This is a genomic window from Actinomycetes bacterium (genome assembly GCA_036000965.1).
Taxonomy (GTDB): domain Bacteria; phylum Actinomycetota; class CALGFH01; order CALGFH01; family CALGFH01; genus DASYUT01.
In genome coordinates this window covers 1-12,602 of the sequence record DASYUT010000189.1, presented here as the reverse complement: position 1 = coordinate 12,602, position 12,602 = coordinate 1, and the positions used below count along the sequence as shown (strand labels likewise).

The 12,602-nt window shown below is 74.2% G+C and carries 17 protein-coding genes; 8 read left to right on the top strand and 9 right to left on the bottom strand.

Annotated elements, in window-relative coordinates:
* On the bottom strand, window positions 1-206 hold a 206-nt coding region (locus tag VG276_17845; protein HEV8651196.1), incomplete at its 3' end, for a hypothetical protein.
* Between the two features lie 313 nt (window positions 207-519).
* Between VG276_17845 and VG276_17840 the strand changes: the two genes are divergently transcribed.
* Window positions 520-945 carry an ester cyclase gene (locus VG276_17840; protein ID HEV8651195.1) on the top strand — a complete coding sequence of 142 codons (426 nt, stop codon included), beginning with the start codon at window positions 520-522 and terminating at the stop codon, window positions 943-945.
* 14 nt (window positions 946-959) lie between these two features.
* Here the strand turns inward: VG276_17840 and VG276_17835 are convergent, their stop codons facing one another.
* The 3 genes from VG276_17835 to VG276_17825 all read right to left on the bottom strand — a co-directional run bounded on the left by VG276_17835 (window position 960) and on the right by VG276_17825 (window position 2,990).
* The gene (locus VG276_17835) at window positions 960-1,202 is read right to left on the bottom strand and encodes a hypothetical protein (GenBank protein ID HEV8651194.1); all 243 of its coding nucleotides are present in this window, start codon (window positions 1,200-1,202) and stop codon (window positions 960-962) included.
* A gap of 806 nt (window positions 1,203-2,008) precedes the next feature.
* Window positions 2,009-2,602: a hypothetical protein gene (locus VG276_17830; GenBank protein ID HEV8651193.1), complete on the bottom strand. Its 594-nt coding sequence runs from the start codon at window positions 2,600-2,602 to the stop codon at window positions 2,009-2,011.
* Window positions 2,595-2,990, bottom strand: coding sequence for a hypothetical protein (locus VG276_17825; protein HEV8651192.1), 396 nt, complete (start codon window positions 2,988-2,990; stop codon window positions 2,595-2,597). Before VG276_17825 ends, VG276_17830 begins: the two co-directional genes overlap by 8 nt.
* A 256-nt stretch (window positions 2,991-3,246) precedes the next feature.
* Here VG276_17825 and VG276_17820 point away from each other — a divergent pair, with 256 nt between their 5' ends.
* Both VG276_17820 and VG276_17815 read left to right on the top strand, forming a co-directional pair.
* Window positions 3,247-3,525, top strand: coding sequence for a hypothetical protein (locus VG276_17820; protein HEV8651191.1), 279 nt, complete (start codon window positions 3,247-3,249; stop codon window positions 3,523-3,525).
* Between the two features lie 428 nt (window positions 3,526-3,953).
* Window positions 3,954-5,351: an MFS transporter gene (locus VG276_17815; GenBank protein ID HEV8651190.1), complete on the top strand. Its 1,398-nt coding sequence runs from the start codon at window positions 3,954-3,956 to the stop codon at window positions 5,349-5,351.
* A gap of 92 nt (window positions 5,352-5,443) precedes the next feature.
* On the opposite strand, the gene VG276_17810 is transcribed toward VG276_17815, so the two are convergent.
* Entirely contained in the window at window positions 5,444-6,181 is a 738-nt protein-coding gene (locus VG276_17810) for a head GIN domain-containing protein (GenBank protein ID HEV8651189.1), read from the bottom strand.
* A 100-nt stretch (window positions 6,182-6,281) separates the two neighbouring features.
* Between VG276_17810 and VG276_17805 the strand changes: the two genes are divergently transcribed.
* Window positions 6,282-6,749, top strand: coding sequence for a MarR family transcriptional regulator (locus VG276_17805; GenBank protein HEV8651188.1), 468 nt, complete (start codon window positions 6,282-6,284; stop codon window positions 6,747-6,749).
* Between the two features lie 132 nt (window positions 6,750-6,881).
* Entirely contained in the window at window positions 6,882-7,481 is a 600-nt protein-coding gene (locus tag VG276_17800; GenBank protein HEV8651187.1) for a hypothetical protein, read from the top strand.
* Window positions 7,482-7,489: 8 nt separating this feature from the next.
* Here the strand turns inward: VG276_17800 and VG276_17795 are convergent, their stop codons facing one another.
* The 4 genes from VG276_17795 to VG276_17780 form a co-directional block, all read right to left on the bottom strand.
* Window positions 7,490-8,317: a dolichyl-phosphate beta-glucosyltransferase gene (locus tag VG276_17795; protein HEV8651186.1), complete on the bottom strand. Its 828-nt coding sequence runs from the start codon at window positions 8,315-8,317 to the stop codon at window positions 7,490-7,492.
* Between the two features lie 22 nt (window positions 8,318-8,339).
* Window positions 8,340-9,437 (bottom strand): hypothetical protein, encoded by a 1,098-nt coding sequence (locus VG276_17790; protein ID HEV8651185.1) that lies wholly within the window; start codon window positions 9,435-9,437, stop codon window positions 8,340-8,342.
* Between the two features lie 590 nt (window positions 9,438-10,027).
* A complete protein-coding gene (locus VG276_17785) occupies window positions 10,028-10,240 on the bottom strand; it encodes a hypothetical protein (protein ID HEV8651184.1) in 213 nt (70 codons plus the stop codon).
* A 234-nt stretch (window positions 10,241-10,474) separates the two neighbouring features.
* Window positions 10,475-11,317 carry an HAD family hydrolase gene (locus tag VG276_17780; protein ID HEV8651183.1) on the bottom strand — a complete coding sequence of 281 codons (843 nt, stop codon included), beginning with the start codon at window positions 11,315-11,317 and terminating at the stop codon, window positions 10,475-10,477.
* A 50-nt stretch (window positions 11,318-11,367) separates the two neighbouring features.
* Between VG276_17780 and VG276_17775 the strand changes: the two genes are divergently transcribed.
* From VG276_17775 to VG276_17765, 3 genes are all read left to right on the top strand, one after another.
* A complete protein-coding gene (locus VG276_17775) occupies window positions 11,368-11,658 on the top strand; it encodes a hypothetical protein (protein HEV8651182.1) in 291 nt (96 codons plus the stop codon).
* The gene (locus VG276_17770) at window positions 11,597-12,175 is read left to right on the top strand and encodes an ABC-2 family transporter protein (GenBank protein HEV8651181.1); all 579 of its coding nucleotides are present in this window, start codon (window positions 11,597-11,599) and stop codon (window positions 12,173-12,175) included. The genes VG276_17775 and VG276_17770 overlap by 62 nt, the downstream gene beginning before the upstream one ends.
* On the top strand, window positions 12,168-12,602 hold a 435-nt coding region (locus VG276_17765), incomplete at its 3' end, for an ABC-2 family transporter protein (GenBank protein HEV8651180.1). The genes VG276_17770 and VG276_17765, both read left to right, overlap by 8 nt.

Below are 12,602 nucleotides of genomic sequence, written 5' to 3'. Positions count from 1 at the left end.
CACGGCCCGACCCAGTCCAGCCGGCTCACGGTGATCTCGAGGTCCCGGCCCGGCCGGTCGGGGTCGGGCACGCCGAAGTTGACGCGGATGTGGGGCAGGGAGGCTTCGAGCATGTCGGCCCGGTCCCACGCCCGGCCGCAGCCGCCACACGGGATCGGCCGGCGCTCCCGCGCCGCGCCGATGAGGTCGTCCAGCCAGTCGCGCATCTTGGTTCCCCTTCCGGGTCGGTGCCTGCCGGTGGCTCCTCCTCCCAGGTGCCGGGGTCCCCGCGGCCGGAAAGGCCAGCCGCAGGCTGTCGCGCAGCGACGGGAGTACCGGACCGAAGGGAGGAACGGACCGGCCTTGCAGGGCGCGGGGTGGCACCACCCTGGGAGGACACAGGCAGGCAATCCCCACGGTGCGGACCGGCAGGCGCAGCCGACAGGCCACCCATCGGGGCCATGGACCGGCGAGCTTGCGTCGGTTAAGGTCCGCGCTGTTGGTGCTCCGCCCAGGTCCGGCCGACCCAAGGAGGCAGCCATGCCAGCCGAGGACAACAAGGCGGTCGTCCGCCGGTTCTACGACGAGGTCTTCAACCGCAAGAACCTGGACGCCGTCGATGAGCTGCTGGCCCCCGAGGGGATTGACCACACCTTTGGGAGTCGGACCAGCCAGGACGCCAAGCAGTTCTTCGCCATGGTCCACCAGGCCTTCCCCGATCTCCACGCCGAGGTCCACGACGTCATCGGCGAGGGCGAGCTGGTCGCCGCTCGGGTGACCTACACGGGCACCCACCAGGGCGACTTCATGGGCATCCCGGCCACCGGCACGGCCACCACCACCAACGGGGTCGACTTCTACCGCATGCAGGACGGCAAGCAGGCCGAGCATTGGGGTGGGCCGGACATGGCAAGCTTCCTGCAGCAGCTGGGCGTCATGCCGGGACCGGGCGCACCCACCTCGTAGCGGTCGCGGGGGACTCACGGCCGGTCCTGTTGCTGGATGACACGACCGCTCGCGGCGCGCCGTGGCCGGTGGGTCCAGGCCCAGCGGGCACTGCCGGCCGCCCAGCGTCGGCCGGCCCGGCGCGCGCGGACGCGGAGCCGGGGCCAGTGCCGCTCGGCCACCGCGACCAGCTCGGCAGTGGCAAGCCCCCGCCGGTCGGCCTCCCCCACCAGCGCCCGGATGGTGTCGGTGTCGGCTTGGCGGGCAGCGGTGGCCACGGCCAGGCGCAGCCGGTGGCGCGCCGCGGTGACCGGCCGGGGCTCGGGCTCGGCCGACGCGCCGGGCGGCCGGTCGGGGCCGTCGCCATCCCAGCGGACGTGGCGGGCGGAGGGTGGCCCGTTGTCGCCCGGGCCGCCGTCCCCGGGCTCGTGGCGGGCGGGGGGTGGCTCGATCGCCAGGTGCCCGGCCGACCCGCCAGGGCACCCTGCGCCGCCTGCTCAGCGTCCCGCCACGCCCGCGCCCCTGGCAGGGCCTCGTCCGGCCGCCAGGACCGCGCCAGCGCGACCAGCGCCCGGGCCCGTGCCCGCCAGCCGTCGGAGATGGTGGTGCGGGCGACCATGAGGTGCTCGTAGCGGCCGCGCCGGCGGCGACCTTCCAGGGCCGCCAGCTGGTCGCGCGCAGCAGCGCCTGCCCGACCAGCCAGGAGCACCAGCGGGCTTACCACCAGCAGCACCAGCGCCAGCCACAGCGCGCCGAGGCCGGGCGGGGGTGGCCCGCCAGAGGGCATGCGGTGGCCGAGCTGGTTGGGGTGGACCGGGCCACGGTGGTGACCCCAGCGGGGGTCGTGGGGCGCCCAGCCGCCCCAGCCGCGTGCGTCCTGGCCGGGCCAGCCACCCCAGGGGTTGTCGTAGGGGTTCATGCCGCACCCCGCAGGCCAGCCCGCGAAGCTCGGGCAGCGGCTCGACCCGGACCTCGGGCCGGCCGCCCAGCTCCCGCACCACCGACGCCAGCAGCACGCTCAGCGGGCGCAGCAGCCCCGGCGGGGCGTAGTAGGTGACCCGGGCGGTGTGTGGCGGGCCGGTGGTCAGCGCGGCGAGGACCCGCGGGCGGGGCTTCTGGTGCAGCTCGACCTCGACCAGCTCCCGCGCCTGGTCGATCCCTTGGGCCTGCCAGCCCGGCGGGACCGGGGCCGGGAGGGCGCCGTCGGCCAGGTGCCAGCTCGCCTTGCCGCGGCGGCGCCACAACGCCCGCTCACAGACCCAGCCGCCCGCCCGGGGACCGGCTCGCGGGCCAGCCGCACCAGCGCGGCGGCGTGATGGTGGGCGAGCCGGGCGGCGGCCGGCTCCCACGGGTCGAAATGGACTTCGGCGAGGCGCAGCCCAGCCCGGGTGAGTAGGACCCAGGACTGGCCGAGCAGCCGGCGGCGCTCGACCCAGCCGGCCTGCTCCCAGCGCTCCACCCGCTGGCGGACGGTGCGACCGCCAAGCCGGCCGGGCCGACGCGGCGAGGCCGGCGACAGCCGGCCAAGCAGGACGGCGAGCACGTCGGTGCGGACGGTGTACTGCTCCGCGATCCACGCCAGCGCGAGCAGGTCCCGCTCGGTAACCTCGGGGCCGAGATCCCACGGACGGCCACGCGGCGACCGGTGGTCGGACTGGACGGTGAGGGGCTCAGCCACGGTGCTCACCGCCCCGGTCGGCGACGGCCAGCTCATGGCGGAGCAGGCGCAGGTACTCGGTGTGGTGGGCGGCGATCAGGCGGCGGGCGGCGGCCCGCCGGGCCCGGCTGGTGCGACGCTCCCGGTCGGGATCGAGCCGGGCCAGTCGCGCCCGCTCCTGCTGCTTGCGGCGCCGGTCGACCGCGCGCATGCGGGCGCGGGCGGCCGGGTCGTCGCGGCGGCGGCGGTAGGCGCGTCGGGCCGCCTGCCGCTGGCATGCCTTGCAGTAGCTGGACAGGCGGCCGTGGCTGGCGTAGAAGTCCTCGGCCGGCTTGAGCTGGGTGCAGGCCGAGCATCGCTTGGGTTCCCGCTGTGCGGGTTCGGGCGACCTGGTAGGGTCAGGGTGCATCTGGGGTGTCCTCTCGGGTGCGAGACCCCGGCCAGTAGCGGCTGTGCCGGGGCCGCTTCGTGCGGCCAGCGAGAGGACAAGGCGGCCCGCGGATGTCAGCGGATTTGTCAACGGGACACGCCAGCAGGCGGTAATACCAGACGAGACGCAGTAGCACGAGGAACGCGCGAACTGCCTGGTCAGAGGGGATCTAGCGGGACACGCTAGGACGGCGTGGGACCGACCTCAGGAGGTTTAGGTCCCGGTGGGGCAACCCGTGGGGGTTCCAATCCCCCCGCTCGCACTCCCCTCCGAGGCGGTCCAGCTACTGGCTGACCGGGCGGTCGCATTCCGGCCAGACTTCACGATCGACGAGCGCAACCACGCGACCGTGACCCTGCTGTGCCGCCGGCTGGACGGCATCCCGCTCGCGATCGAACTGGCGGCCGGACGGCTCAGGGCCCTCACCGTGGAGCAGCTCCGGATGACGGTGCGGCCGTTGACGGTGCGGCCGTTGACGGTGCCGGCCGTCGACGGGTTCGCATACCCGAGTTGACAGGTTCGCATACCCGAAAGATGGGTATGGTGCGGTTGGCGCGCTCGCTTCGTCGGCCCCCCCGCGAGGCGAGGGCGCCTTCTGCGCGTCATGCCGTTGGTGGTGCCTGACCGTGCGGCGCTGGTCGTTACCGATCCATGAGCAGCAACGGGCAGGCTCGTGGCGCCGACACGAGTGTGGTGTCGGGCTGGCACCGCGGCTTGGTTGCTGCCGCCGGATCGGCAGCGGTGCCACCGGGAGGGGGGAGGGGATCACGGCGCCCCTCCCCTACCCGGGACGCCGGAGACCAGGGCGGCCGGCGCCCGGCCACCAGCACGCCCGCGGCGGCCCCGATGGCACACTGGCATGACCCCGCCCGCTCCCGAGGAGGCGCTCGTCGGCCGTGCCCAGCTCGTGACCTCCACCGCCCCGAACGGCGACGGGCGCTGGTGAGCGGCGGCCTGCGGGCGCCGGAGCGGCGGGCGCTCACCATCGGGCTGGTCCTGACCGTGACCCTGGTGGCCTTCGAGTCCCTGGCGGTAATCACCATCCTGCCCGCGATCAAGGACGACCTCGGCGGGCTTCGCCTGTACGGGTGGGTGACGAGCGCGTTCTTCCTCGGCACCCTGGTCGGCATCGTCGTGGCCGGGGAGCAGACCGACCGGCGAGGGCCGGCGCCCCCGTTCGTGGCCGCGATCATGCTGTTCGCGACCGGCCTGATCATCGGCGGCCTGGCCCCGACGATGCTCGTGCTGGTGGTCGCGCGGGGGTTGCAAGGGCTCGGTGCCGGCGCGATCACCGCGGTCACCTACACCAGCATCGGCCGCTGCTTCCCGGAGGAGCTGCGCCCACGGATCCTTGCGGTGACGTCCACGGCCTGGGTGGTCCCCGGCATCGTCGGCCCGGCGCTCAGCGCCCTGGTCGCGAGCCATCTCGGCTGGAGAGTGGTGTTCCTCGGCCTGCTGCCGCTGGTCGTCTGCTCGGCGTCGCTCACCGTCGGCTCGCTGCGCCGCATCGGGCCGCCGGCCGAGCCCGCCCGGCGCTCCGCCCGCCTGGTCGACGCGGTCCGGGTCGCCGCGGGCTCCGGGCTGCTCCTGGCCGGGCTCACCCGCCTCACCGGCCGGTCGCCGGCCCTTGGCGTCGCGCTGGCCGTGGCGGGCGTCGCCCTCGGCCTGCGTGCCCTGCTCCGCCTGCTGCCGGCCGGGACGCTGCGGGCCCGGCCCGGGCTGCCCGTTGCGGTGCTCTCCCGCGGCATGCTGACCTTCGCGTTCTTCGGGGCCGACACCTACGTGCCGCTCACCGTCACCGCGGTCCGGGGGCAGAGCACGGCCGTCGGCAGCCTCGCGGTGACGGCCGCGACGCTCTCCTGGACCGCTGCGGCCTGGGTGCAGGAGCGCAGGTCGCGGGTGTCAAGCGGCCGCCGCCTGGTCGTCACCGGCCTGTTGGTCCTGGTGGTGGGGATCGCTGGCATCGCCGCGACCGTCCACCCAGCCGTGCCCCTGGCACTGGGCGTGGCAGCCTGGGGCGTGGCCGGGTTCGGCATCGGCCTGGCGTACGCGCCGATCTCGCTGATCGTGCTCAAGGAGGCGCCGGCCGGGCATGAGGGCTCGGCCATCGCCGCGATGCAGCTCGCCGACAACCTCGGCGTCGCCCTCGGCGCCGGGCTCGGCGGGGTGGCGGTGGCCCTGGGCGACACGGCCGGGTGGCGCCCGGGCACCGGCATCGCGATCGCCTTCGCGATGACGGCATGCATGGGGCTGGCCGGCGTGGTCGTGGCCCGCCGCCTGCCGAGCGGTGTGCTCGCCGGGCCCGCCCCTGCGACGGCCCCGCTCCGGCCCCCCGGGTAGCGGGCGCCGCGCAGGCGGCGCGGCGGTTCAGAGCCCGCTCGATCGCCCGCTCGATCGAGGAGCTGCCCGAGCCCCGCTGGCGCTCGAGCGGTTCAGAGCCGCTCGATCGAGGAGCTGCCCGAGGTCTGCTGGCGCTCGAACCGGGGGCTCCCCTTGTACCGCAGGCTCGACGCACCCGACAGGTCGGCCGAGATCGTGCCGGTCGCCGACACGGTGGCCTTGCTGGCGCCGGACAGCTGGACGTCGAGCCGCTCGGCCTCGAGCTCGCCGAGGTCGAGGCCGCTCGCGCCACTCGCCTGGACCGTGAGCCCGCTCGCCTTCCCTGCGAACCGCATCTTGGACGCGCCCGAGAGCTCGGCCCGGAGCGCGCCCACGTTGGCCCGGCCGCTGACCTCGCTGGCCCCGGAGAGGCCGACCGCGACGGCATCGCCGGTCAGCTCGGAGTCGATCTGCACGTTCGAGGCGCCGGATGCGCGCACCTCGCGCAGCCTGCGCACGAACACGTCGGCCCGGAGCGTGGCATCCCGCACCGGGGACCGGGGCTTGAGCCGGAGCCGGAGGGTGCCCCCGGACACGCCGTACTCGATCCGGTCGCGGATGTTGTCGTCGACGTGGAGGGTGAGCGCGTCCCGCTCCCCCAACGAGACCTGCACCTTGAAGGCCGAGCCGATGTCGATGCGGTCGAACGAGTCGACCTGCACTTCCTCGTCCACGATCTTGCCGGAGCCCTTGACGCCGACGCCGATGCCGACACAGGCCGTTCCGAGCAGGGAGGCCGCCACGAGCGCGAGCAGGGGGAGGGAGGCGCGGAAGCCCTGGTACCGTCGCATGGTCAACCTCGCTTCCGCCGACCGGCTGGAGCACTGTCACCAGCCCTACCTCGGCACGATTGCTAGAGGTTGTCAAGTATTGGGTGCTATGCTTCGCGGGATGAGCGAGACGCCGCAGCCGGGTGCGGAGCCAAGGCCGAGTCCAGAGGCCAGGGAGATCTGGGAGCTCCTGATCGAGCTGTCAGCCTCCCGGATGCGCCAGCGGTTCAGCCGCACCATCGCCGAACTGCGGCTCTCACCACCCCAGGCCCACGCGCTGCGTCAGCTCGAGCCCGACCAGCCCCTGCCCATGCGCGACCTCGCCGGCAGCCTGGCCTGCGACGCGTCCAACGTGACCGGCATCGCCGACCGCCTCGAGAAGCGGGGGCTCGTCGAGCGCCAGGTGTCGTCGAGCGACCGGCGGGTGAAGACCCTGGTCGTGACCCCGGAAGGGGTGGCCACCCGCAAGCGCCTGCTCGCGCTGCTCCACGAGGTGCCAGCACCGATCGCGATGCTCAGCCCCGGCGAGCAGCGCCTGCTCCGCGACGTGCTCCGGCGCATCCTCGAAGCACCCGACGAGCAGGCCTGAGCGGGCCGCCACGCCCCTCCCCCCCGCCTGGGTTATCCTTTCGAGTCGTTCGGCCGATTCATGGGCCGGGTGGGCGGACCGCGGGATCCCGCCCACCGCCTGGAACCGGCGTTCCCGACCGAAGGAGGCAGCATGCGACCGGTCCGTGCCCTCGCCATCATCGCCTGTCTGGCCCTGGCAACCGGCTGCACGGCTGGCCGCGACCGCGACGCCGCCAGGCCGGCGGGCACGACCCTGGCCGCGGCCGGCGGCAGTGCTGCGGGCACCCCGACCACGGCCCTTTCCCGAGCGGCCGGCACCGCTTCGGCCGGCTGGTCGAGCCGCCCGGCCGCCAAGGTCCGCACGGGCGCGCAGGCGCAGCTGGTCGCGGTCCGGGCCGCCCACCACGACGGCTTCGACCGGGTCACCTTCGAGTTCCGGAGCGGGCCGCCCGGCTGGCGCGTCGGCTACGTGGCCGAGATCACCGGGCTCGGCTCCGGGCAGCGCGTGCCCGTCCAGGGGCTGGCGTTCCTCAGCGTGCTGTTCGACCCGGCCAACGCCCACACCGAGGCCGGGGTCCCCACCTGGCACGGGCCGAGGCTCACGCCCAGGCTCCCGTCGCTGCGGCAGGTCGTGCTGGCCGACGACTTCGAGGCCCAGCTCGCGTTCGGGCTCGGCCTCAGCGGCCGGGTCGGCTTCCGGGTCATGGAGCTCACCGGGCCGCCCCGGGTCGCCGTCGACGTGGCCGCCTGAACGGGCGGCTACTGCCTCGGGCCGCGCTCGTAGGCGCCCAGGGCGGCCGCGCGGCGCACGGCGAGCGCCTCGCGCAGCATGCGGAGCGCGTCGACCACAAGCCGGACCTTGCTCCCGTCGCGCTCCTCGGCCCGCACCTCGACCTCGGCGACCGGTAGGCCGAGCCGGCGCGCCAGGTACAGGACCTCGACGTCGAACGCGAAGCCGTCGAGCCGAGCGCGGCCGAACACTTCGAGCGCCGCCTCGCGGCGGAAGCCCTTGAGGCCGCACTGGGTGTCGCGGAACGGCAGGCCGAGCAGTGCACGGATGGCGAGGTTGAACAGCCTGCTGGCGAGCTGGCGGGTGCGGGAGCCGGCTGAGGAGCGCAGGTCCCGCGAGCCGATCGCGACCGGCGCGTCGGCCAGCGCGGCCGCGACTCGCTCCACCTCGCTCGGGCCGTAGGAGCCGTCGGCGTCGGTGAACACGACGAGCTCCCCTTCGCAGGCCAGCATCCCCGCCCGCACGGCAAACCCCTTGCCGTGGTTGGGTTCGGCACGGAGCACCCGGACGCGCGTGTCGCCGGCCGCGATCTCTCTCGCCACTGCGGAGGTGGCGTCGGTCGACCCGTCGTCCACGACCAGCACCTCCACCTGGCCGGGCACCCGTGACAGGCGGTCGAGATAGGCGCCCAGCGTGCCCGGCAGACGCTCAGCCTCGTTGTAGCAGGGGAAGATCAGCGTGAGCGTGGCCGGTGCGGCGGGGGTCGCTGGGGCCTCGCCCTGGGAAGCTGGAGGCCAGCAAGGGTGGCCGGGGAATGCACCACCCTTGCTGGCCGGCGTCGCGGCGGTCCGTGCCACGCGTCGCGCGACCCGGATTCGGCTAGGCGCGGCGGCGGCGGGCGGCGGCGCGCAGACTCGCGGCACCGATCCCGAGGAGCGCGAGGCCCGCCACCAGCAGCGGCAGCACGTCGCTGCTGCCGGTCGACGCCAGCACGCCGCCCCCGACCCGCTGCTGCGTGGACGAGATCCCGCCGACCGAGCTGCTGGGCGCCGCTGAGGAGGTCGAACCGCCGACCGAGCTGGTGGTCACCCCAGAGGTGGTCGTCGTGGCCCCGAAGGTGGTCGTCACGCCACCCGCGGTGCTGGAGGTCCCGCCCACGGTCGTGGACGGCGCCTTGGTCGTGGTGGTCCCGCCCGCGGTGGTGGACGGCGCCTTGGTCGTGGTCGTCGCGCCCACGGTCGTGGGCGGTGCCTTGGTCGTGGTCGTCGCCCCCACGGTCGTGGACGGCGGCGCCTTCTTGGTCGTGGTGGTCGCGCCGACGGTCGTGGTCGTCGCCCCCACAGTGCTGGAGGTCCCGCCCACGGTCGTGGACGGCGCCTTGGTCGTGGTGGTCGCGCCCGCGGTGCTGGAGGTCCCGCCCACCGTGGTGGACGGCGCCTTGGTCGTGGTGGTCGCCCCCGAGGTGGTCGTCGCGCCGGAGGTGGTCGTCGTGGCGCCCGAGGTCGTGGTCGTCGCGCCGGAGGTCGTCGTGGTCGCGCCGGAGGTCGTGGTCGTGGTGGCCGCCGCGCACGTGACCCAGAACACCTTGTGCTTGATGCCGTCGCCGGTGTCGACGAACAGCTTGTAGTGGCCGTCGGGCAACGAGAAGGCCCCGGTCGCCGGCGCGCGACCCGCGCCGGTGGCGTCGGTCTGGATGGCCCCGCTCAGCTTCGTGGTGCGGTCACCCTCCGGCGGCCAGGACTTGATCTCGAAGGTCAAGGTCTGGCTGGCGTCGAAGAACAGGGCGTGGACATGGAACGTGCAGACGTGGGGCTGGTTCTTCGTGATCGGGCTCGGCTCCACCGCTCCCTCGTGGATCTTCACCGTGCCGTCGTTGCCAGGGGCTGCGGACGCGAGCCGCGCGACGCCCAGGGCAGCCACCAGCACGGCCAGCACGACCAGCACCAGCAGCCTCCTGCTCCTTACCTTTCTCACCATGCTGCTCCACCCTTTGCCTGATGCTCGACGAGCCGGAGGTATCGCCCGAAGGGCGACGGAACGGCGGATCCGTGTCCAAAGGGGAGAGCGCGCCTTGCACCGGCGGCGTTACACCCGTCGCCGGACTCGTTCGACGATCCCCGAAGCGGTTCCGGTAGCTGGAACGCCAGGCATCCCAGTAGACGGCGGCACCCCGGGCCACACGGCCGGACCCCACGGCCGGGCCCGACGGCCGGGCCGACGGCCGGACCCCACGGCCGGGCCCCGGGTGCCGGCACGGCGTTGACAGGACTCGGCGGCAACGGGCAATTTGGTATGGTTTGGACGCTCGCTGCCTCGGAGGAGTGCACGGCAAGCATGATCGGCCCCACCTTCCCGGCCGTACTCGCCGGTGCCGCGCGCGGGGACGAGGAAGCGCTAGGGCCCTCTGGCGCGACCTGCAGCCTGCCCTGCTGAGCTACCTCCAGGTGATCGAGCCGAGCGCGGCGGAGGACCACGCGCTCACGCTCGACCAGGTCACCGCCGAGCGCCTGCTCGACAGGCACATCGATCCGGCTGACGCATGATCCGGCTGACGCGCCGCAGGGCGATCAGACGTCGACGCCACGCTCCTGACCGAAGCGGCCCTCGGCAAGGGCCCAGGCGGTGAAGTCGTCGTCGTCGCCGGTCGGGCGGGCGACGAAGGCGCGGGCGAGCTCATCGATCCGCGCGTTGCTGAAGCCCTGCACCGAGAGGAACGGCCGCGCCTCGTCCGCGAGCTGGCTGGCACGCTCGTCGTCCGGGTCGGCATGCGAGCTCGACATGGTGGATCACCTCCGCAGTGACGTCCCGTCACTCGCCGGCCTGACGAGCGCGAGCAATCCTACCCATATCGGATGATACGCAGCGGCGAGGGACTCTTACCGCTCGACGACACGCAGTGGTCAGGGGCTCTCACCGCTCGACGACACGCAGCGGCCAGGGGCTCTCACCGCTCGACGACACCAGCGGCCAGGGGATCACCGCTGGACGACACGCAGCGGCGGGGCTCTCACCGTTCAACGTCTCCGCTCGTCCATGAGCCGTTCGAGCACGATCGCCACCCCGTCGTCGGTGTTGGCGGCGGTGACCTCGTCGGCCACAGCGAGCACCTGCTCGTCGGCGTTGGCCACGGCCACCGACCTGCCCGCCCAGGCGAGCATGGGGAGGTCGTTGGGCATGTCGCCGAGCGCGACCACCTGGGCCGGGGCGATACCCAGCCGCCGGCACACCTGGTCGAGCGCGAACGCCTTGGTCACCCCCGCGGCCGAGATCTCGGCCAGCCCGACCCCCGACCAGGTGACCACCGCCTCGTCCCGGGCTACCGCGCGGGCCCGCTCCACCAGCTCGGCGAAGGGCCGCTCGGGGTGGCGGACCAGCAGCTTGATGACTGGGGCGGCGACCAGGCCAAGCGGGTCGTCGAGCTCCACCCGGTCGGTGGCGGCCAGGCCCCTCCCGCCCCAGCCGGTCTCCGACATGAACCGCTCCTCGGTCTCGGACGCGAACAAGGCTCCGGGCAGGGCCGCCCGCAGCTCGGAGACCAGGCGCCTGCCCACCTCGGCGGCCAGCGGGGCGGTGGCGACCACCTCGTCGGCGTTGAGGTCGTAGACGAGGGCGCCATTGGCGCAGATGGCGAGCCCGCGCACGCCGGCCCGGTCGGCGATCTCACGGACGCTGCGAGCCGGCCGGCCGGTGACGATCACGAACGCCACCCCGCCGGCCAGGGCCTGCTCGATCGCGGCCCGGGTCCGCTCTGACACCGTCCCGTCGGGCCGGAGCAGGGTGCCGTCGAGGTCACTGGCGACCAGGCGCGCCCGCGACCGCCCGGCCCCGTCCCCGTCCTCACGTCCGTGCCCTGCCATGGGGCCACGATAGCGGTCCGACCGGGAAGTCCGTGGCCGGCGGCGGACCCTTGTGGGACACTGCAAGGTTCGTGCACGCCTACCTCGCCTTGCTCTCGGCCGGCTTCCGCCGCCAGGCCACCTACCGGCTGGCGCTCGTCAGCGGGCTGCTGACCAACCTGTTCTTCGGGCTGGTCCGCACCGCGCTGTTCTACGCCCTGTACCGGGAGCGGCCCGAAGCGGTCGTGGGCGGGCTCGGCCTGGCCGACGCCCTCACCTACGTTGTGGATGGTGCAGGCGATGTTCGGGGTGGTCTGGGCGAGCTGGATCTGGGAGTTCCCGGAGGCGGTGCGCTCGGGTGACTTCGTGGTCGAGCTGACCCGGCCCGGCGACCCCTGGCTGCGCCAGCTCGCCTACGAGCTCGGCCGGACGTTCAACCAGCTGCTCTTCCGCTCCACGCTGCCGCTGCTCGGCGCGGCCGCGCTCCTCCCCCTGGCCCTGCCCACCACCCCGGCCGGGGGGCTACTGGTCGCGGTCAGCATGGTGCTCGCCAGCGTGGTCGCGTTCGAGATCCGGTTCCTGTTCGGCACGGTCGCGTTCTGGTCGTCGGACTACCGGGCGGTGTTCAACGTCGTCTTCCCGGTGCTGTGGCTGGTGTCGGGGTTCGTGATCCCGATCGACTACTTCCCGGCGGCGCTTCGGGCCCTGGCCGAGGGGAGCCCTCTGTACGCGATGCTGATGGCGCCGGTCCACGTGGCCGTGGGCCAGTCGGTGCCGGCGTCGCTGGCCCGCCAGGTGGCCTGGGTGGTCGTGCTGGGCGTGGCGAGCCGGGTGACCCTCTCGCTGGCCTGCCGGCGGCTGGTGGTCCACGGTGACTAAGGCGGTACGACCGGGGGCCGGCCTGCCGCCCGCCCCGGGACCGGGGCGGGCGGGGCGGGCGCGCGCCGCGGCCGCGGTGTACCGGCGGCTCGCGGCCGCGACCCTGCGGGGCCGGGTACGCCATCCGGCCGGGTTCGTGCTCCGGACGCTCGGGACAGGCCTGGTCGTGATCACCGAGATCGTCGGGGTGGTGCTGGTGGTCGAGGGCTTCGGCTCGCTCGCCGGCTGGACCGCGCCCGAGGTCGTGCTGCTGGTCGGCCTCGGCGCGGCCGGCCAGGGGCTCGGGCTGGTGTTCGGCGACCGGCTCGAGCCGGCGTTCTTCTCCGAGGTGGTCCGCAAGGGCAGCTTCGACCAGGTGCTGACCAGGCCCACCTCCCCGCTGGGCTGGATGGTCGCGAGCTACGTGGAGGTCCGCTTCCTGGGCCGG